A 16,686-nucleotide genomic window follows, 5' to 3' on the forward strand; every position below is an offset into this window, starting at 1 on the left:
GTGTTACCGCCGTGAAAGGGCGATGTCCTAACCGCTAGACGAAGGGGCCGCCTCGGTTTGAAAGCGGGATTATAAACTAGCTTTGCTTAAAGTAATATAAAAAGGAACGATATGAGAAGCGAAATTTCAAAATTTACGTTTTTAATAGGCGCGGCGGCATTGATTTTAGGCTGCGCGAATACTCCGCCTACGTCGTCTAAGACGGTGCAAGTTACGATTTTATCTCCGATGATGAAGATTAACGACGTCGGGTTTTTGCACGTTTATAAAAAGGGGCTTAATTTGCAAATTTACAGCTCCGGACTAAATACTGCCAATATCAAAATAAGCGGTCAAATTTGCGTAAATCGCGGCTGCTTCGCGCCTAGCGAGTTCAATAAAAAATTTTTCCTAGCCGAGCATTACGACGAAATTTTAAGCGATATTTTGCAGGGGCGGGAAATTTTTAACGGCGCGGGACTGAGCAAAACAGCGTGCGGTTTTGAACAAAATATAAGCGCAAATTTAATAAAATACGAGGTCTGCGGGGGCGACGCGAAATTTAGCGACGCCAAAAACCGCATCAAAGTCATACTTAAAGAGTTGAGATGAGATTTATCGGAGCTCACGTAAGCGCTGCGGGCGGCGTGCAAAATGCGCCTTTAAACGCACAAAATATCGGCGCGAACGCATTTGCGCTATTCGTTAAAAATCAGCGCCAATGGAGCGCCAAACCGCTCGAAGACGCCGCGGTAGAGGCTTTTAAGCAAAATTTATCCGCCGCGAAAATTCTTCCCGAGCACGTCTTGCCTCACGATAGCTATTTAATAAATTTAGGACACCCCGACGACGCCAAGCGCGAGCAGTCTTTTAACGCCTTTTTGGACGAAATTTCGCGCGTAGAGCGGCTCGGGCTTAAACTGCTAAATTTCCATCCCGGATCGCACTTAAACGAAATTAGCGAGACCGAGTGCCTAAATTTGATTGCGGAGTGCATGAACGAGGCGATTAGGCGTACGCGAGACGTAAAGCTAGTCATAGAAAATACCGCTGGGCAAGGCTCGAATTTGGGCTATAAATTCGAGCATTTAGCGCACTTAATAGACAAGGTAAACGATCGCGGCCGCGTAGGCGTTTGCCTAGATACCTGTCATACTTTTGCGGCGGGATACGATCTAAGGAGCGGCGAAGCCTACGCTAAAACGATGCGAGATTTCGACGCTATCGTGGGCTATGAATTTTTAAGCGCGATGCATTTAAACGACTCTAAATTCGGTATTAACTCTCGAAAAGACCGCCACGAAAGCTTAGGCAAGGGACGTCTTGGAATAGACGCTTTTAAAAACATAATAAACGACGAGCGCATCGGCGAAATTCCGCTTATCTTAGAGACGATTGACGAGGGTATTTGGGCGGACGAGATTAAAATTTTAAGAAATTTGCAAAAGGAAAAACGATGCTAAAAAAAGTTGCGATTTTAGCCGCCGGCGCTTGCTGCGCGCTCTATGCGGGCGGGTATAAGATCCCCGAGCAAAGTTCGGATTCTTTGGGGCTTTTAGCCAGTAACGTGGCGGTTAGCTTCGGCGCGGACGCGGCGTATTTTAACCCGGCGAATATGATGTTTTTAGGCGAAGGGCATATTTTCGAGGGCACGCTGGGCTGGTTTCATATCGACAAGGCCGATTTTAAGGCAAACGGACGCGCTTACGCGTCTAAAAAATTCGACTCCGCCGCGGGCACGTTTAGTTACGTATCGCCCGAAATTTACGAAAATTGGCGCTTCGGACTAGCTCTGGCCGTTCCTGCCGCCGTCGGGATGGCGTGGGAGGACCCCGTTACGGCGTTCGGCGCCAAGCGCTTCAAGCTGCAAGTAGTCGAGCTTAACCCGACGGTAGCTTACCGCATAACGCCGCAATTAGCCGTAGCTTTGGGCGCTCGCGCGGTATATAGCAAGGGTGTGGTGGCAAACGACTACGGCGCGCTTGGATACCGCGAGATCAAAGGCGACGGGCTGGACTACGGCTACAACGTCGCGGCGACTTACCGTCCGGTAGAAAATTTTAGCCTAGCCGCGACTTACCGCTCGAAGGTCGATCTAAATTTAGACGGCGACGCAGAATTTAATAGCCCCGTGCCGGGCGCTTCGTATAGCGGCGGCGCGGACGTTACGATACCTTTACCCGCGCAGCTGGTACTCGCGGCCGGGTATAAAATTTCGGATTTTACGATTTTGCTAGCCTACGAGCGCACCTATTGGTCGAAATTTACGGGCTACGACTTCGGCTATAAAAATAAACGAGCAAGCCATAGAAGCGGGCTTTCCGGCGCGATATTTAGAAGACTAATGGACGATCCGGTTAGCCGCGCTCACAAGGATACGAATTCCTACCGCGTAGGGCTTGCCTACGACGCGACGCAGCGCCTAAGGCTAATGGCGGGGTTCGTTTACGACGAGGATATTTCAAGTCCGCAGAACACGGGCCTTGAACTTCCCAATACTAACTCGCGCGCGTATTCGGCGGGTTTAAATTATAAATTTAGCGATCAATTGGAGCTAGGTCTTGGCTTTATGTGTCAAGACCGCTCTAAAAAATCGGTTTCAGGCATCAAAGCTCCGCCTGCCGGCGCGGGGATAGACGGCGAGGTCGGCAGAGCGCGCATTACGATTACGGCGGCTACTATAAAATATAAATTTTAAGGCGAAAAAATGCAGTATAAATACCGAAATTTTAAGGAAATGTTAGAGGCCGTAGCCGCTAAGCGCGCGAGCGCTACCGCGATATTTGACGGCAGCAGCAAGCTAAAATACGGCGAGCTTTTAGCTAGGTCGCGAAAATTTAGCGCCTATTTACGAAGTGCGGGCGTAAAAGCGGGCGACAGGGTCGCTATGATCGCCGCAAACTGCTCTGAATTCGTCGTAAGCTACTTCGGTATCACCTCTATCGGCGCGGTCACCGTGCCTTTAAATACCTTCTTAAAATTCGACGAATTTAGCTATATCTTAAACGACTGCGGGGCTAAAATTTTAGTAGCTTCAAGCGAGCTTTCGCGCGAATTAATCGGGCTAAACGAAGGCGCGAATTTGCAAAATTTTATCTGGATCGGCGGCGTTCCTAGCGCGTTAAAAAGCCTAAACGAGAAAATGCCTAGCGAATACGAGGATATGGGCGAGAGCGCGTATTTAGACGCAGCACGCGAGCAGGAGCTGCCGCAGGAGCCTAAATTTAACGCGTCCAAAAAGCACGTTAGCTTTGAAGAGGCGCTAGAAATAGGCGAAGGCTCGCAAGATAGGGCGAAATTTACGGCGCAAAGCGACCAAGGCGCGCCGAGCATAGACGATCTAGCTCACGTTATTTACACTTCGGGCACGACGGGCAGGCCAAAAGGCGCTATGATAAGCTATAAAAACGTCTTTTCTAATTTACAAGGCGCGCACGAGAGGTTTAAGGTGCGACCGACCGACCGATTTATCGTGTTTTTGCCGATGTTTCATAGCTTTACTCTTACGGCTATGGTGCTGCTGCCTATTTACGGCGAGAGCTCGGCGGTGCTGGTGCGCTCGGTATTTCCGTTTTCAAACGTGCTAAAACAGGCGCTTTTAAGGCGAGTAACGATATTTTTGGGAATTCCCGCTATTTACGCGGCTATCGGTAAGGCCAAAATTCCTTGGTATTTTCGCTGGTTTAACACCATTCGCCTGTTTATCTGTGGAGCCGCGCCGCTAGCGAAGCAAACGATCGAGGATTTTAAGGTAAAATTTCCGCGCGCGACGCTGGTAGAGGGCTACGGGCTTAGCGAATGCTCGCCGATAGTATCGGCGAATCTTTTTGAAAAACAGAAAATTTTAAGCGTCGGAAAGCCTTTGCAAGGATACGAGGTTAAAATCGTAGACGACGAGACGGTAGAAGTGCCCGTAGGGCAGATCGGCGAGCTAATCGTAAGGGGCGATTGCGTGATGCAAGGCTATCTGGGGCTGCCTAGCGCGACTGATGAAACGATTATTAACGGCTGGCTAAAAACGGGCGATCTGGGCAAGGTAGACGAGGACGGCTTTATCTACATCGTGGATCGCAAAAAAGATCTCATCATCTCAAAAGGCATAAACGTATATCCACGCGAGATCGAGGAGCTAATTTATAAGATCGACGGCGTTGAGGCCTGCGCGGTCGTGGGCGTGAAAAACGAGCACGCCGACGAGGAGGTAGCGGCGTTTATCGAGCTAAAAGAGGACGCGACGCTAGACGAGCGGCAAGTGCGCGAGTATTTAAAGAAGCATTTGGCTAATTATAAAGTTCCAAAAAGCGTATATTTTGCCGAAAAATTGCCGCGAAACGCCACGGGCAAGGTGCTAAAACGCGTGCTAAAAGAACAGATAAAGGATAAAATTTAGTGCGATATTTGCTTGATTTTTTAAGCTCTCCGGTTTGCGAGAGTAAAATTTACGCGCTGATTAAATGCGGCGAGGACGAGGCGAAAATTTTACGTTATTTAAGCAAAATTTACGTCGAGGGCACGGCTAGCATTAGCGTCTACGATATGCTCTGCGCGGTGTTCGGCGTTAAAGATAACGCGCATTTAGCGCATTTAGCGCAAGTTAGGACGCTGCTTGATTACGGCTGGATAATGCAAAATTATAATATTTTTAAGGCTAACGAAAGTAGCCCAAAAAGCGCGCAGACGGGGCTGCTCTCGCTTTTACACGCAGAAATTTCGCTCTCGCAGCAGTTTTTAAAAATTTTAGAAGAGGGCAACGTAAATATCGATCTGCCCGAGATCGCGCCGTATAACGATCATCTTGAATACCTAAAAGATCAGTTTTTGCGAATCGAGCTTTACGGCAAAGCGGCGCTCTTTGCGAGCGAAAACGACGCCAAAAAGCGCGTAAAGGCTCAAATTTTAGCCCTTGAAGAGCGCATTAAAGAGCGCGTAAATTTAAGTAAAATTTCGATTTCTATCGAGCAAATTTTTAAGGATAACGCGCTAAACGACAAAGAGCAGCTCATTTTTCTCGCGCTTTTAAAAGAGGAATACGCGGGCGATTTTGAAAACGGACGCGATCTAAACGCGCTAATCGGGCTAGTTAGCGACGACGAGTTAGAGCGTATGAAAAACCGCTCGCTGCTAGAAGACGGCGCTAAGCTTATAGAAAACGCGCTGATCGATTACGACGAGGTATTAAACGCTTTTGGCGCCGTGAGCCGAAATTTTTTTATCAACGAGGAAATTTTACAGTCCATAATGCATCCTAAAAGCGCCAAAGAGAGTAAAAAACTGCGTCTTGAAAGCCTAGTAAAAGATCAAGAAATTTTCGAGCTTATAGAGCCATCTTCGAGCCTTGACGACGTGGTTTTAAGCGATAAGACGCGCGAGCTGATGGAGGCTATTTTAAAGCAGGTAGATAAGCGCGTGCTAGCGCGCCTTTCAAGCTGGGGGATTAAAACTAGGCGCGCGCTGGACGCCAAGATTATCTTTTACGGCGAGCCCGGAACCGGTAAAACGATGAGCGCGATAGGGCTTGCAAAGAGCCTAAAAAAGCAGATTTTAAGCTTTGATTGCTCAAAAATTTTAAGCAAATACGTAGGCGAAAGCGAGCAAAACGTGCGTAAAATTTTCGACACCTACAAAGAAATTTGCGCCAAAAGCAAATCAGAACCCGTGCTGCTTTTAAACGAAGCCGATCAGTTTTTAAGCACGCGTATAGATAGCAGCTCGGGCGCGGATAAGATGCATAACCAAATGCAAAATATTTTTTTAGAGCAGATCGAGCGGTTTGAAGGCGTGCTGATAGCGACGACGAATTTTTTACAAAGCCTAGACGCCGCGTTTTCGCGGAGGTTTGATTATAAAATCGAGTTTAAAAAACCCGATTTTAAGCAGCGGCTGGCTATCTGGCGCAAAGTACTGCCCGAAAACGCGAGCTTTGAAGAAAATTTCGACGTCGCGCGCCTAGCCGAGTTTAATCTAAGCGGCGCTCAAATCGTGCTTGCGCTAAAAAATACCGCGCTAAAAGTAGCCGTCAGAGACGACGGAATTTTTACTTTTGAAGACTTCAAAACGACGATCGAAAGAGAGATTAGCTCGGCGTTCGGCGAGGATAAAAAGGTCGGTTTCGGCTCGTAAATTTTGCGGGGAATTTTGCGCTTACGCGAGGCGGCGGGTAAATTTAAACAGGTCTTGCTATACTACCGTTCAAATTTAACTAAAAGAGATGAAAATATTACTGATTAACGGCGGAGAGCCTTTTAACGGAGAGGGCGGCAAGCTAAGCAAGACGCTGCACGAGCTAGCCAAAAAAACGCTACAAGCCCTAGGGCACGAAAAGGCTGCCTACTTTTATATGCAACGACGTCGTTAAAAACCCTGATGTAGAGCGTTTTATGAGAGATTACGAAGCGCATCTAAAAGAGATTTTCGGCTGATTGCGGCGGGCTAGCGCCTAGCCCGCTTTTTGCGAAGCCAAATTTAACCGCCTTTGCTTCTAAATTCGGCTCGGGGCAAACGGCGAATTTAATCAAAATGAAAAGGAAAAATATGGCCTATCCGCTACTAGGTACGAAAATCGTGATAGACGAAGAGAAGGTTTTACGATAGAAAAAGTATAAGCTAGACGTAATTTGCGAGTATTTAGACAAGCTTGCCGAGCGGTGCAATTTGATTAGGGTTGATAAAAATACTTTTCACGCAAAAGGCGATGAAAAAGATTTGGCAAACGTAGCTTTATTTGTTTGTAAATACGCAGTAGAGAACGAATGGCTAACAAAAAATATCAAAGAGTGGATTTGGATTAGCGAAAACTCTGGGAACGAAGACATGACGGCGAAAATCAAGAAAGAGAAAACGGGAATTTGGGAGTAAATAGCAAACGACGTATCCGCAAGAAAACGCCAGCATAATAATATTTTCTCGCCTTTTAGCTTGCGCTTTATAGGCGATTTATCGCCGCTCTTGCAGAGCTTAAATTCGCCCTTAAATTTTAAAAATTTAAAACGTAAATAACGTCATCTGCGAGTTTATCGTCTCGTTTACGAAGCCCTCTTCGCAAAAGGGCGCGAGCATTGCCTCTACGTCTTTGACGTCGTATTTTAGCGCGTTTATGTCAAGGTGCCAGCAGACGTTTTCCAGCGCTTCTGCGGCGTCTCGCTTAACGACTCTGGTTTCGCTAAAATTTTTCTTGCTAAATTTTACGCCGCGCGCCTTAAGCCACGCTTCAAGCTTACTAGAAAGCATAAAATTCGCCGTTTTCCTGCCGTATCTTTCAAAAAACGGCTCTAATAAATCGCTCGTTCTAGGCGCCGCCCAGCCGAGGTAAATTTTAAGCCGCCCAAGCGCGCTAAAACGCTCGAAATCTCGCTCGTCCCTTAGCGCGGGACTCATCGTAGTAATCGCTACGTCAAAGACCTCGTCCGTCTTAAACTCGTCCCAGCTTTTCTCTATCGTTTCTACGTTTGAAATACCGAATTTTCGCGCGTCTTTGCGTAAAATTTCAAGCATCCCGCCCGAGTTATCCACGCCCGCGACCCGCGCCGCTTCTTTGGCGATTAATAGCGTCCAAACGCCGGTTCCGCAGCCGATATCGACTACGCTTTTGCCTTTAAAGCTTACGCCGAGCGTCGCCAGCTCTGATAAAATTCGCTTCTGAAATTCGCTCGTTTGTCCCGCAAAGCGCTGATATTTGTTTGATTTTTTATCCCATAAATTACGCACGGATACCTTTCTTTGGGGCTTTTAAAGATAAATTTTAGGCGCGCGAACGCCTAAAATTTTAAGTCATCGCTGAGAGTTTTTAATGTAAGCGTAGTCTGAAATTTCCGTCCATTTGCGGCCGATTTTCATAAAATTTCGCTGCGAATCTAAAATTTCTTTAAACTGCGGATCTTTCGCGCTTAGCTCGTCTAAAATTTCGTCCGTAGCCTTGCGAAGCGCCGCGATGATTTCGGGCGGGAAGGATTTGATCTGTACGTCCGGATGCTCTTTTTCTATGTTTTCTAGCGTTACGGCATTTTTATAATACGCCTCGTCGTAAGCGTCTGCGGCCACGGCTCTGGCGGCGGTTTCGATGATGGTTTGCAGCTCTTTTGGCATAGCGTCGAAGAGCTTTTTATTCACGTAAAATTCATTCTCGCTCGCGGGCTCTTGCCAGCCCGTATAGTAAAATTTCGCGACCTTTTCAAAGCCGAAATTTATGTCTATCACGGGCGATACCCACTCGACGGCGTCTATGGTATTCATTTCAAGCGCCATGTAAAGCTCGCCGATAGGCACAGTGTTTATATTTGCGCCCACTTTTGCCATTATCTCGCCGCCGAGCCCTACCATGCGCAGCTTAACGCCTTTTAAGTCCTCGACGGTTTTAATCTCTTTTTTAAACCAGCCGCCCATTTGCGCACCTAAATTTCCGCCGTTAAACGATACGATATTGTGAGCGGCGTAAGTGCGCTCGGCTAGCTGCTTGCCGCCGCCGTAGTAGTACCAGGCGTGCTGCTCGGCGGTATTCATCCCGAAAGGCACGGTCGTAAATAGCATAAGCTTGGCGTCTTTGCCTTTGTAAAAATAGCCCGCGGTGTAGCCGACGTCGTATTGCCCGCTTTTTACCATATCAAGCACGGCGAACTGCGCTTTGTGTTTTGAAGGATAGTCGATGCGAACCTCGATGCGGCCGCCGCTCATGGTTTCTACCGCATCTTTAAATTTTCTAGGTACGTCGCCTAAAATAGGAACGTTGGTTTCGTAAGTAGAGGCTAATTTTAGTTTATATTTTTCAGCCGCAAATGCCGACGTAGCCGCGATTAGCGCAAGAAGCGCCGCTACGAGTTTTCTCATTTTCGCCCTTTAAAAAGATTTTAGAGATTATACGAATTTTATTTAAAATTTTGATTTAAAGCTCGAATTCGGGCGTAAATTTTGCGCCCCCCGTGTAAAAAAGTAAAAATTTAGTAAATAAGACGGCGTAATTATTAAAGTTATATAAAAATTTTAGCTTATATTTTGTTTTAAAGTTGTAGAATTCGCCGAACCAAATTTTAGGAGGAAAAAATGAGAGTAATCCACGTAGACGAAATCACGAAAGCCGTAAGCGAGCTTTGCAAAAAGGCCTGTTACCAAGTGACGCCCGATATGAGAGCGGCGTTTAAGAAAGCGCAAAGCACGGAGAGTTCGCCGCTTGCCAAGGACATAATCGGTAAAATTTTACAAAACGCCGATTTGGCCGCGCAAGGCGTAGCGCCGATCTGCCAAGACACGGGCATGACGGTCGTATTCGTCGAGATCGGACAAGACGTGCATATCGAGGGCGGGTACATAGAAGACGCGATAAACGCGGGCGTGGCCGACGGTTATGTGGGCGGATACCTAAGAAAATCGGTCGTCGCCGAGCCGCTTTTCGAGCGTAAAAATACGACTAATAACACTCCCGCGGTCATTAATACTCGCATAGTTCCGGGAGATAAGCTAAAAATCAAAGTAGCGCCGAAGGGATTCGGTAGCGAAAATAAATCGGTGCTTAAAATGCTAGTTCCCGCAGACGGCATAGAGGGCGTTAAAAAGGTATTTTTAGAAGCCGTAAAATACGCCGGCCCTAACGCGTGCCCACCTATGGTAGTAGGCGTGGGTATAGGCGGCACTATGGATAAAGCGGCGCTTTTAGCCAAACTAGCCGCGGTAAGAAGCGTCGATAGCAGAAATCCCGACGAGAGATACGCTAAGCTAGAAGACGAACTGCTAGAAATGGCGTGTAAAACGGGCGTCGGTCCGCAAGGACTAGGCGGCGACAATACCGCGGTTAAAGTAAACGTCGAGTGGTATCCTACGCATATCGCGGGGCTTCCGGTAGCGATAAATATCAACTGCCACGCAGCGCGCCACGCCGATATCGAGCTTTAAATCTAAAAGAAAATTAAAGGAAAAATTATGTCAGAGATAAAAAGAATAACCGCTCCGTTTGATAAAGAGGTCGTAAAAAGTCTAAAAGCGGGGGATAACGTGCTAATTAGCGGCACGATTATCGCGGCTCGCGACGCTGCGCACAAGGCGCTAACCGAGACTTTGGCTCGCGGCGAGAAGCTACCCATAAATTTAGCCGGCGAGACCATCTACTACCTAGGACCGACTCCGGCAAAACCGGGTCAAGCTATCGGCGCCGCGGGGCCTACTACTAGCGGACGGATGGATAAATACACGCCTACGATGATAAACGAAGTGGGCATCAACGGCATGATCGGCAAGGGCTACCGTAGCGACGCCGTCGTAGAAGCGATGAAAAAGAGCTGTTGCGTCTATATGGTGGCTATCGGCGGCGCGGGAGCGTTAATTAGCCAAAGTATCAAAAAATACGAAGTTCTAGCCTATCCGGAGCTCGGCCCCGAAGCGGTAGCGAGGCTAACGGTGGAGGATTTCCCCGCGATCGTAGCGATAGATTGCGAAGGAAATAACTTCTACGAGGTAGGCCAAGCGCCTTATAGAAAGATCTGAAATTTTGCTTGCGACCCTTTTAAATTCGCGGTCGCAAGCCCTTCTCGCAAGCGCGGCGCGCGGAAAATTCGCAAAATTTACGGTGCGCTAGCCGATGAAATTTAAACTAGGCTGTGCATTTTAAGCGCCAGCTCTACTTTACCTACTCCCAAACGCATGTCTTTGGCGATTTGTTCGACGCTTTTTCCGGAGTTAAACATCCTTATTATTTGGTCGTTCTCGCCGTCGGCGTTGGGCGTTATCTTGCCTATCGCGCGAGTGCGCTCTTCGAGCGCGTCTATGCGGTTTTTATGCTCGCTGGCGAATTCGTCGATGATGCGTTCTATATTTTTTATCGCCTTTACGATGGGCGTAATTTTTTCGTTGAGGTCGGCTTCTAGTTTAGTTTTTAGTTCCTCTTTTAGAGCGTCCGTATCGTTAGCGGCGTTATCTTGCTTATCGCTTGATAGCGCGCTAAGCTGCTTTTTTAGGCTAAAATTTTCTTGCATCAGCCCCTCGATCGTCCGCTCGAATCTCGCAAATTTCCTATTCGTCTCGCCGTCTTTAATAAATACTAGCGCGATAATGATCGCCAAAACCGCGCACACGGCGCTTAATAAATAAATTTCCATTTTACGTCCTTGCCTGCATTATGAATTTGAGCGCATCCGCCTAATCATCACGCGTTCGCGCGCCGTTACGTAGGACGCCCAGTCGCTCGCGTCCTCTTCGTGCATATCTTTTATTTTTCCCGTGCGCGCGTCTAGGGCGGTTAGGTAAGTCGCTACGTAGCGCTTAGGAAATATCGGCATCAAAATTCTCGCGTAATACGTCCTGCCGACTTCGAATTTAGGCTCGCTTAGCCTAACGTGCTCAAATCCTATGCTCTCTATCTGCGCGCTTTGAGCCAGCGCAATATAGCTCTTTTGATCGCCCGTTACGACGTTACTTAGCTCGTCTATTTTTCTATGAAGCTCTACTAGCAGCGTCAGCAGCACCTGATCGCTCTCTTTGGTTTCGCCGCGAGCCTTCGCGCGTTTTAGCCACGCGCCCAGCGGATCTTCGTCGTCGGGCAAGATCGAATTGTACTCGCGCATAAATTTTTCGTCTCCGAGCTCGTCTAGCTCAAAGTCGATATTAAGCGGCGCGGGGACTAGGCGGATCTCGCTCATAGCGCGCTAATCCAAACGAAAATAAAAAATATTACGCCAAGATATCCGTTTAGCGTAAAAAACGCGCGGTCGATCTTGCTAAAATCTTTTCGTACGATTTTATGCTCTTGAAAAAGCACGCAAGCGCTTACGATAACGCCTAAAAACGCGCTTACGCCCAGCTGCGCCGCCCACGCGAAAAGCGCCCAAAAAACTACCGCTTGCGCGTGAAAGATCGCCGATAAAAATAGCGTAGCTTTTTGCCCGTAAATCGCGGGAATGCTAAAAAGCCCCTGCTCGCGGTCAAACTCCATATCTTGCAGCGAATAAAGCAGATCAAATCCCGCCGTCCAAAACGTTACGCCAAGACACAAAAGCACGCTCCACAGCGTGATCTCTCCCGCTACCGCCACTACGCCCGCTATGGGCGCAAGGCCCAAACAAAGCCCTAGTACCAAATGTGCCGTCTCACTAAATCGCTTAAACAGCGAATAGGCGGCTAAAATACCTAAAATCGGGAAGCTTAACCAAAACGCCAGCGAATTTATCGCGAGCGCGCAAAGCACGAAGATAACGGCGTTAGCCCAGATAAAAAGGCGTAAATTTTCGCGCCCGACGCGTCCGTCCACGCTGGGGCGGCTCGCCGTGCGGGGGTTTAGCGCGTCGATGTCGCGGTCTTCGTAGCGGTTAAACGCCATCGCGAAATTTCGCGCCGATACCGCGCAGATCGCGCCTAAAATCAGTAATTTAAAGCCGAACCAAGTAGAGCCGTTAACCCGCGCGCTAGCCGTAATCATCGCCGTAAAGATAAACGGCAAAGCGAAAACGGAGTGCTTAAAGACAATTAGCTCGCCGATATTTTTTAAAATTTGAACGTATTTTTGCATGTCTTTCTCATCTAAATTTTGGGCGATTTTACCCTTTTTTGCTTTAAAATTCGTTATAATCGCGCCTATTTAAGCCCGAATCGGAGGAAATTTGTTTAAAGAGCTAGCCGTTATAGGCACCACCGCGAGCGGCAAAAGCGCCCTTGCCCTTCGGCTCGCGCAAGAATTTAGCGCCGCGATTTTAAGCCTGGATTCGCTTAGCGTTTATAAAGAGATAAATATCGCAAGCGCAAAGCCTACCCCCGATGAAATCGAGCTTGCGCCGCATTTCGGAATAGACGAAATTTATCCTAACGAGCCGTTTAGCGCGGGATTATTTTTTAAAATTTACGAGCGCGCCAAAGAATTCGCCAAGCGCCTAGATCGCCCGCTAATTATCGTAGGCGGAAGCGGATTTTACCTAAAAGCGATGCTTTCGGGGCTGACGCCTGACGTGCCTAAATGCGCCGCGCCGCGAAATGACGAAATTTACGAGCTAGCGCGAAAAATCGATCCCGAGTTTGCGGAAAAATTTAGCCCGAGCGATAGTTACAGGCTTGAAAAATGGTATCAGATTTACGCGTTTAGCGGCGCCAAACCCTCCGAGTGGCTCGCTAAAAATACCGCTGCGCCCATAATAAAAAATTTGCCGATTTTTGAAATTTTACTAGATACGCGCGAGCTTCGCGAACGTATCGCGCTACGCACGCGAAATATGCTGCAAGCGGGGCTGCTAGACGAGGCGAAATTTTTATTTGAAAAATACGGCGGTCAAATTTTTAGCGAAATTTCGGCGCCTAAAATTTCGCCTTGCAAGCCTTTAAATTCGATCGGGCTTAAAGAGTGCGGGCAGTTTTTACGCGGCGAAATTTTAAGCGAGCGCGAGCTTGAAAATTTAATATCCACGCATACGGCGCAGCTTGCAAAGCGCCAGCGCACCTTTAACCGCTCGCAATTTAGAAAAATCGCGGTCGGCGGCGCGGAGGAAATTTCGCGCAAGATAGAAGAAATTTTAAACGAAGGAAAGCGATGAAGAAATTTATTTTAATTACGGGAGCTAGCAGCGGTATCGGAGCTGCGGCGGCGCGGGCGTTTGCTAGGCGCGGGGAGAATTTGATCTTAGTCGCTAGGCGAGGCGAGATGTTAGAAGCGCTAAAAGCCGAAATTTCGGAGTTCGCGCCGCAGTGCGAGGTTGTGCTTAAAATTTGCGATTTAGCCGCGCCGCAAAACGTATTTGCGCTGTGGGACGAGCTTAAAGATTACCGCTTAAAAGCGCTCGTAAATAATGCGGGCTTCGGCGATTACGGGCTGGCGGGCGAAGAGGATTTACAAAAGTTACAGCGGATGATAAGTTTAAACGTAACCGCGCTTACGCTTTTATCTCACCTTTTCGTGCGCGACTACAAGCGCGAGGAGGCTACGCTCGTAAATATCTCGTCCGCCGGCGGTTATAGCATTGTACCGCGCGCGGTGAGCTACTGCGCGAGTAAATTTTACGTTAGCGCGCTAAGCGAAGGGCTTTACCATGAGCTAGCCGCCGACGAAAACGCGAAGCTGCGCGTAAAAGTACTGGCGCCCGCCGCTACGCGCACCGAGTTCGGCGCGAGGGCTACGGGAGACGCTAATTACGACTACGATGCGAGTTTTAAGCGCTATCACAGCGCGGAGCAAATGGCCGAGTTTTTACTGCGGCTTTACGATAGCGAATTTTGCGTCGGCGTGGTAGATAGAAATAGCTTTGAATTTACGCTGGAAGGGCCGAAATTTAACTTCGCCGGAGCTAAGAAGTAAAAGTAAATCGGCGTAAGATGGCGCGCCTAAATTTTCAAATCGTCGCATATTTTACCAAATAAATAAAAGCGATCGCGGCGCGGCTATTTTAGCATTTTAAGCTGCGCCTCGCACGCCGCTTTATACGGACTTACGAAATTTAGCCCTATGCACTCTTGAAGATATTTTTGCGCCTCTTTGGGCTGCTTTAAGCGCACGTAAATTTCGCCGGCTAGCCCCAGCACTCGCAATCTATCTTCCGGTTTTAGGCGTAGATTTAAGATAAATTTAGCTTCGTCTAGCGCGGCGGGCGCGTCGTCTATTTTAAGCAATGCTGTAGCTAGCATAAAATTTAGCTTAGGCGTAAAAACGTCTATTTTGGCGCGAGTTTGTAGTTGCAGCGCCTTTTTGGCGTACGTGCTGACCGTCGCGAAATCGCTATTTGCAAAGCCGTAGTCACAAATCGCCTCGTAGCATTCGATTATCTTAAAATCCTGTCCACGAAGCTGCTCGATCGCGCTAAGCGTGGCGATAGCCTCCTCGAAACGGCGCAGTTTTAGTAGCGAGTAAAAGCGGTCGTAAAGCGCGGGCGTGGGATCTGAATACTCCACGTTCGCGCCTAGCGAGAGCGCGTCGTTTGCGGCGATTACGGCGTTTGCGTAGTCTTTTTGGCGGTATAAAATTTTACTTAAATTTACGAGCCATTCTACGCGGTCTTCGAGATTTTCCTCTTTTGCGCGAGCTTTGGCAAGCGCTAGCGCGTCTTGGTATCTAGCCGTGCGAAAATAGCAGTTAAAAAGCTTAAATTGCGGCAGTTGAGCACGGTTTACGTCGTAATGCTCGATTAAATTTACGACTAATTCGCAGTCGTCGTCTCTAAAACCTTGTAGCGCTAGCTCGTAAGCCGCTTCGTTTAAAAGCGCTACGCCGCGCGTTAAATTTTGCTCTTTGACCGCGCTAGTATAGCTAAGCGCCTCTTTAAATTTTCGCTCTTTTACGTCTAATTCGAGCTCGCTAATAAGCGCCTTTTGCCCGATTTCGGAGTTTGCGTATTTTTCCATTAGGCTTTGATAGTGCGCGCGAAGTTTCGTGGTATTGCTCTCTTTTAGCTCGAAAAATAATTTATCCAGCGCCGTAGACACCTCTGCTGCGTAATCGCCGTATTTATACTCGTTTTGGTAGCGCTGCAAATATTCGTGCGCTTTGCTTATCTCTTTGGTTTTAGCTAGATTTACGCCCGCGTTTTTAAGCGCGGCTTCGTAAAAATCGCTGCGTTTATCGGAGTTATTTACGATGATTTCATAAATTCTGGCCGCGACGTCGGGCATATCTCTTTCGCTAAAAACGGCCGCTAAATTCATCGCGCGAGCGGCGTCTTTGGCTAGGAAATTTTCATTTGCGTTTAAAATTTTAAGGACGAAATTTTTAGCTTCGTTATATTTTTGCTTATCGATATTGGCGTCTGCAAGCGCTAGCGCGGCGCGGCTGGCCACGTCGATGTCCTTCGTGCCGTAAAGGACGTCTTCGTAAAGCGCTACGGCGTCTTTTGGTCGGCCGCTCTTATAAATGTAGCCCGCGTAGGCTAGCTGGGCTAGCTCGGTAAATTTTGAGCCCTCGTGCTCGCTTTTTAGCATATCTATCGTATATTTCGCGTCGCTTGCTATGCCGTTTTTTAGGTATGATTTTACGATTATGTAGCCCACTTCCGGCGCGCTGCTTTCCGTCGGGAATTTTTTCATCCACGCTTTGGCCTCTTCGATTAGTTCGCTTGGGGTAATACCTTCTATCTCGTCTTGATTTTCGAAAATTTTATCCAGCGCGCGTAGGCGGTAAAGTAAAAATTCGCTCGCGAATAAGCTTTGCGGATGGCGTTCCAGCGCGGTTTTAGACCTATCTAGCGCGTTTTGGAAAGCACCCGCGTCGTAGGCTTTTTTAATATCCATATAAAGGTCGATGTCGTTGCTATCCATCGTCTCTATCGGAGCTTTATTAAGGTCGAGCGCTCCGACGGTAGGGCGCATTAGATCGCTAAAATCGGGCGCGAAATTTAGACCGCCGCGCTTTTGCTTATCGAATTCGCTTAAATTAGGGTCTATTATAATGCTAAAATGCTTGCCGATCGTAGCGCCTTGCGAAAAGACGTTTTGCGAGTCGTAAAGCTCATGCCTGATAGCTAAAATTCGCGAATTTGCTTTGGGTAAAACGACGATAAAAAGCTTGCCGTCTTGTTTTTTGTATTTAATATCTGCTAGCGGTAAAATCGTGTCCGAAATTTGCGGCAGTATGCCGTCGTCGATCATGCAGACGTAGCGTTTTTTGTCGTAGGCTAAAATTTGCTCCACGCATTCAAAATCTACGTCGTCTCGCAGCTGTAATACGCTATACGGCTTGCCCGACTCCGCGCCGCTGTTTAGGCTGATGCTAAACGCGAAAATATAAACCGGAAATAATAAAGTCGCTAAAAATTTTCTCAT

The 16,686-nt window shown here is 47.9% G+C and carries 17 protein-coding genes and 1 pseudogene; 12 read left to right on the forward strand and 6 right to left on the reverse strand.

Going from position 1 to position 16,686, the window contains the following annotated elements:
- Nucleotides 1–111 precede the first annotated feature (111 nt).
- The 8 genes and pseudogenes from QZ147_RS01645 (at nt 112) to QZ147_RS01680 (ending at nt 6,834) form a co-directional block, all read left to right on the forward strand.
- Nucleotides 112–591, forward strand: a complete 480-nt coding sequence (locus QZ147_RS01645) for a hypothetical protein (RefSeq protein WP_295146401.1) — start codon at nt 112–114, stop codon at nt 589–591.
- Nucleotides 588–1,442 carry a deoxyribonuclease IV gene (gene nfo / locus QZ147_RS01650; RefSeq protein WP_295146403.1) on the forward strand — a complete coding sequence of 285 codons (855 nt, stop codon included), beginning with the start codon at nt 588–590 and terminating at the stop codon, nt 1,440–1,442. The genes QZ147_RS01645 and nfo overlap by 4 nt, the downstream gene beginning before the upstream one ends.
- Complete coding sequence (locus QZ147_RS01655) at nt 1,436–2,677, forward strand: outer membrane protein transport protein (protein ID WP_295146405.1); 1,242 nt, start codon at nt 1,436–1,438, stop codon at nt 2,675–2,677. The genes nfo and QZ147_RS01655 overlap by 7 nt, the downstream gene beginning before the upstream one ends.
- Before the next feature lie 9 nt (nt 2,678–2,686).
- Nucleotides 2,687–4,369, forward strand: a complete 1,683-nt coding sequence (locus tag QZ147_RS01660; RefSeq protein WP_295146407.1) for a fatty acid--CoA ligase — start codon at nt 2,687–2,689, stop codon at nt 4,367–4,369.
- Nucleotides 4,369–6,099 carry an ATP-binding protein gene (locus QZ147_RS01665; protein ID WP_295146408.1) on the forward strand — a complete coding sequence of 577 codons (1,731 nt, stop codon included), beginning with the start codon at nt 4,369–4,371 and terminating at the stop codon, nt 6,097–6,099. Before QZ147_RS01660 ends, QZ147_RS01665 begins: the two co-directional genes overlap by 1 nt.
- An 88-nt stretch (nt 6,100–6,187) precedes the next feature.
- Nucleotides 6,188–6,334 (forward strand): hypothetical protein, encoded by a 147-nt coding sequence (locus QZ147_RS01670; protein WP_295146456.1) that lies wholly within the window; start codon nt 6,188–6,190, stop codon nt 6,332–6,334.
- Nucleotides 6,273–6,398: pseudogene (locus tag QZ147_RS01675) on the forward strand (NADPH quinone reductase MdaB); the annotation flags it as partial. The gene QZ147_RS01670 and the pseudogene QZ147_RS01675, both read left to right, overlap by 62 nt.
- A 232-nt stretch (nt 6,399–6,630) precedes the next feature.
- Nucleotides 6,631–6,834 (forward strand): hypothetical protein, encoded by a 204-nt coding sequence (locus tag QZ147_RS01680; RefSeq protein ID WP_295146411.1) that lies wholly within the window; start codon nt 6,631–6,633, stop codon nt 6,832–6,834.
- Nucleotides 6,835–6,960: 126 nt separating this feature from the next.
- Here the strand turns inward: QZ147_RS01680 and QZ147_RS01685 are convergent, their stop codons facing one another.
- Nucleotides 6,961–7,683 carry a class I SAM-dependent methyltransferase gene (locus tag QZ147_RS01685; protein ID WP_295146413.1) on the reverse strand — a complete coding sequence of 241 codons (723 nt, stop codon included), beginning with the start codon at nt 7,681–7,683 and terminating at the stop codon, nt 6,961–6,963.
- Between the two features lie 63 nt (nt 7,684–7,746).
- Complete coding sequence (gene dctP / locus QZ147_RS01690) at nt 7,747–8,799, reverse strand: TRAP transporter substrate-binding protein DctP (RefSeq protein ID WP_295146414.1); 1,053 nt, start codon at nt 8,797–8,799, stop codon at nt 7,747–7,749.
- A gap of 213 nt (nt 8,800–9,012) precedes the next feature.
- Here dctP and QZ147_RS01695 point away from each other — a divergent pair, with 213 nt between their 5' ends.
- Entirely contained in the window at nt 9,013–9,858 is an 846-nt protein-coding gene (locus QZ147_RS01695) for a fumarate hydratase (protein ID WP_295146416.1), read from the forward strand.
- Nucleotides 9,859–9,885: 27 nt separating this feature from the next.
- Complete coding sequence (locus QZ147_RS01700) at nt 9,886–10,446, forward strand: Fe-S-containing hydro-lyase (RefSeq protein WP_295146418.1); 561 nt, start codon at nt 9,886–9,888, stop codon at nt 10,444–10,446.
- Nucleotides 10,447–10,547: 101 nt separating this feature from the next.
- Here the strand turns inward: QZ147_RS01700 and QZ147_RS01705 are convergent, their stop codons facing one another.
- The 3 genes from QZ147_RS01705 to mqnP are packed head-to-tail and all read right to left on the reverse strand — an operon-like array spanning nt 10,548 to nt 12,463.
- Complete coding sequence (locus tag QZ147_RS01705) at nt 10,548–11,057, reverse strand: hypothetical protein (RefSeq protein ID WP_295146419.1); 510 nt, start codon at nt 11,055–11,057, stop codon at nt 10,548–10,550.
- 18 nt (nt 11,058–11,075) lie between these two features.
- Entirely contained in the window at nt 11,076–11,597 is a 522-nt protein-coding gene (locus tag QZ147_RS01710) for a hypothetical protein (protein WP_295146421.1), read from the reverse strand.
- Nucleotides 11,594–12,463, reverse strand: a complete 870-nt coding sequence (gene mqnP / locus QZ147_RS01715; protein ID WP_295146423.1) for a menaquinone biosynthesis prenyltransferase MqnP — start codon at nt 12,461–12,463, stop codon at nt 11,594–11,596. Before mqnP ends, QZ147_RS01710 begins: the two co-directional genes overlap by 4 nt.
- Before the next feature lie 91 nt (nt 12,464–12,554).
- On the opposite strand from mqnP, the gene miaA reads away from it, so the two are divergent.
- Together miaA and QZ147_RS01725 are read left to right on the forward strand one after the other, a co-directional pair.
- A complete protein-coding gene (miaA, locus tag QZ147_RS01720) occupies nt 12,555–13,475 on the forward strand; it encodes a tRNA (adenosine(37)-N6)-dimethylallyltransferase MiaA (protein WP_295146425.1) in 921 nt (306 codons plus the stop codon).
- Nucleotides 13,472–14,233, forward strand: a complete 762-nt coding sequence (locus QZ147_RS01725; RefSeq protein WP_295146426.1) for an SDR family NAD(P)-dependent oxidoreductase — start codon at nt 13,472–13,474, stop codon at nt 14,231–14,233. Before miaA ends, QZ147_RS01725 begins: the two co-directional genes overlap by 4 nt.
- Before the next feature lie 83 nt (nt 14,234–14,316).
- Here the strand turns inward: QZ147_RS01725 and QZ147_RS01730 are convergent, their stop codons facing one another.
- Complete coding sequence (locus QZ147_RS01730) at nt 14,317–16,686, reverse strand: hypothetical protein (RefSeq protein WP_295146427.1); 2,370 nt, start codon at nt 16,684–16,686, stop codon at nt 14,317–14,319.

Source organism: uncultured Campylobacter sp. (assembly GCF_905371695.1).
Lineage (GTDB): Bacteria > Campylobacterota > Campylobacteria > Campylobacterales > Campylobacteraceae > Campylobacter_A.

What these genes read in the sequence shown, in the direction of transcription:
- QZ147_RS01645 (WP_295146401.1), top strand. Translation starts at nt 112, where the DNA reads ATGAGAAGCGAAATTTCAAAATTTACGTTTTTAATAGGCGCGGCGGCA.
- QZ147_RS01710 (WP_295146421.1), bottom strand. Translation starts at nt 11,597, where the DNA reads ATGAGCGAGATCCGCCTAGTCCCCGCGCCGCTTAATATCGACTTTGAG.
- QZ147_RS01695 (WP_295146416.1), top strand. Translation starts at nt 9,013, where the DNA reads ATGAGAGTAATCCACGTAGACGAAATCACGAAAGCCGTAAGCGAGCTT.
- QZ147_RS01705 (WP_295146419.1), bottom strand. Translation starts at nt 11,057, where the DNA reads ATGGAAATTTATTTATTAAGCGCCGTGTGCGCGGTTTTGGCGATCATT.
- QZ147_RS01725 (WP_295146426.1), top strand. Translation starts at nt 13,472, where the DNA reads ATGAAGAAATTTATTTTAATTACGGGAGCTAGCAGCGGTATCGGAGCT.
- dctP (WP_295146414.1), bottom strand. Translation starts at nt 8,799, where the DNA reads ATGAGAAAACTCGTAGCGGCGCTTCTTGCGCTAATCGCGGCTACGTCG.
- mqnP (WP_295146423.1), bottom strand. Translation starts at nt 12,463, where the DNA reads ATGCAAAAATACGTTCAAATTTTAAAAAATATCGGCGAGCTAATTGTC.
- QZ147_RS01660 (WP_295146407.1), top strand. Translation starts at nt 2,687, where the DNA reads ATGCAGTATAAATACCGAAATTTTAAGGAAATGTTAGAGGCCGTAGCC.
- QZ147_RS01670 (WP_295146456.1), top strand. Translation starts at nt 6,188, where the DNA reads ATGAAAATATTACTGATTAACGGCGGAGAGCCTTTTAACGGAGAGGGC.
- nfo (WP_295146403.1), top strand. Translation starts at nt 588, where the DNA reads ATGAGATTTATCGGAGCTCACGTAAGCGCTGCGGGCGGCGTGCAAAAT.
- QZ147_RS01700 (WP_295146418.1), top strand. Translation starts at nt 9,886, where the DNA reads ATGTCAGAGATAAAAAGAATAACCGCTCCGTTTGATAAAGAGGTCGTA.
- QZ147_RS01730 (WP_295146427.1), bottom strand. Translation starts at nt 16,686, where the DNA reads ATGAGAAAATTTTTAGCGACTTTATTATTTCCGGTTTATATTTTCGCG.
- QZ147_RS01655 (WP_295146405.1), top strand. Translation starts at nt 1,436, where the DNA reads ATGCTAAAAAAAGTTGCGATTTTAGCCGCCGGCGCTTGCTGCGCGCTC.